At 57.9% G+C, this 1,531-nt stretch carries 3 protein-coding genes and 1 tRNA gene; 3 read left to right on the top strand and 1 reads right to left on the bottom strand.

Translation table 11 applies throughout. From position 1 onward, the window contains the following. The first annotated feature begins 71 nt into the window (after positions 1 to 71). The 3 genes from AC04SH_RS34795 (at position 72) to AC04SH_RS34785 (ending at position 1,192) form a co-directional block, all read left to right on the top strand. Positions 72 to 148, top strand: a tRNA-Met gene (locus AC04SH_RS34795). Between the two features lie 462 nt (positions 149 to 610). Further along, on the top strand, positions 611 to 877 hold the full coding sequence (locus AC04SH_RS34790) for a type II toxin-antitoxin system ParD family antitoxin (RefSeq protein WP_488578078.1): 267 nt from the start codon (positions 611 to 613) through the stop codon (positions 875 to 877). Positions 878 to 880: 3 nt separating this feature from the next. Beyond that, positions 881 to 1,192 (top strand): type II toxin-antitoxin system RelE/ParE family toxin, encoded by a 312-nt coding sequence (locus tag AC04SH_RS34785; protein WP_112567453.1) that lies wholly within the window; start codon positions 881 to 883, stop codon positions 1,190 to 1,192. A 135-nt stretch (positions 1,193 to 1,327) separates the two neighbouring features. On the opposite strand, the gene AC04SH_RS34780 is transcribed toward AC04SH_RS34785, so the two are convergent. Next, on the bottom strand, positions 1,328 to 1,531 hold a 204-nt coding region (locus AC04SH_RS34780; RefSeq protein WP_488578077.1), incomplete at its 5' end, for a hypothetical protein.

The raw sequence follows: 1,531 nt of genomic DNA, 5'->3' as shown, positions 1-1,531 counted from the left end.
CCGCGCAAGCGGCCCTTTCATTTGGTGAGCCTTCTACCTATTTGTAGGCTTGCGCTTACATCCAATGGTGACGCGGGGTGGAGCAGCCCGGTAGCTCGTCAGGCTCATAACCTGAAGGTCACAGGTTCAAATCCTGTCCCCGCAACCAACATCAAAAAAAGCCCGCCAAAAGCGGGCTTTTTTGTATGCGGCAGCCGGCCGGACACAAAACCTCTCCCGTTCCCCAAGCCAATTCTTCCGGCGCGCCAGCTCGTGGCCCTGTAGCTCGCGCGTGCATGGAATGGGTCCAGGCTGATGCTCGCAGTCCGAAATCACATCAAGCGAAAATTAGACCCAGCAAAGCCGGTTGGCTCCCGGGCTTTGCCCGACGCAGCAACCGCCACTTTTGCTTGCGACGAGAATGGCGGCAGATGATCCAGGCGTGAATCTTCGATCCATGCCGGCCGATCGTGATGGGCAGCGTTTCGATGCTGCAGAGCCAGGTGACGAATCATTCTCCCGCCAGCGGATCGTTGGAAACGATGCATGGCCATGCGGGCACTCGCTGCTAATTATTGCTATCTATTGCTACTGATCCTGATTCGCACCATAATCTCTTCAGGAGGTTGCCATGCCCAACTACGCACTGAACGACCACTATGAGAGCTTCATCAGGAAGCAGCTCGAATCAGGCCGCTACAACAATGCCAGTGAGGTTGTTCGCGCCGGCTTGCGTATGCTCGAGGATTTCGAGGCGGAGCGGGAAAGATGGCTGCGCGAGGAGATCCCGACGCGTTTGACCGAGCTCCGGCAGGATCCGGCGAAGGCTATTCCTGCCGAGACGGTTTTTTCGCGGCTCGAGGCGAGGCATCGCGCGAAGCAGGTCAAAGCCAAGTAGGCAATGGAGTATCGCATTGTCTTCCACCCCAAGGCGGAAGCTGAACTCGAACAGCTCTATGATGACATAGCCGACCGTGCGTCGCCGGCGATCGCCTGGAATTTCATCGCCAGCATCCGCGACCATTGCCTCGGCCTGTCGACTTTTCCACAGCGCGGCACGGAGCGGGTCGAGATCATGCCTGGTCTGCGCATCATCGGCTACCGCCGCGCCGTCAGCATTGCGTTTGCGGTCGAGGCCGAGCGGGTCCTGATCCTGGGGATCTTTTTCGCCGGTCGAAACATCACGGCGGAATTGCTGGAAGATCGGCTCTGAAGTGCTGCTCAGGCTGGCTTGTGGTCGAACATTGACCGGGCAGAGCAGACGATTTTCAAGCCGATGGCACGCCGCCGCCGCCGAGGGATGGGAGCTTCGTAGAAGTGACCCGACCGCGGAACACCACTCATAATTTCAGCCAAGCCAACTCACGAATTTCAGCCCCGTGGATATCTCTGCGAGAAATCGAAAAAACATCTCCGAAGGCAGTTGACAGTTTGTCGGGGTGGCGACTATATACGCCTCACGAACGAGGGCGGTGCGCCGCAGGCGGCGAAGCAGTTTGCTTCTGAATAAGCCCTTGTGAAATTCAAGAGAGCCGCGTAAGCGACACTCGGA

The sequence above is a fragment of the Mesorhizobium sp. CNPSo 4688 genome, assembly GCF_057784295.1.
This window is presented reverse-complemented; position numbering and strand designations above follow the sequence as displayed.

Bases quoted from the DNA above. Each gene is read 5' to 3' on its own strand.
- AC04SH_RS34785 (WP_112567453.1), top strand. From the start codon at position 881: ATGGAGTATCGCATTGTCTTCCACCCCAAGGCGGAAGCTGAACTCGAA.
- AC04SH_RS34790 (WP_488578078.1), top strand. From the start codon at position 611: ATGCCCAACTACGCACTGAACGACCACTATGAGAGCTTCATCAGGAAG.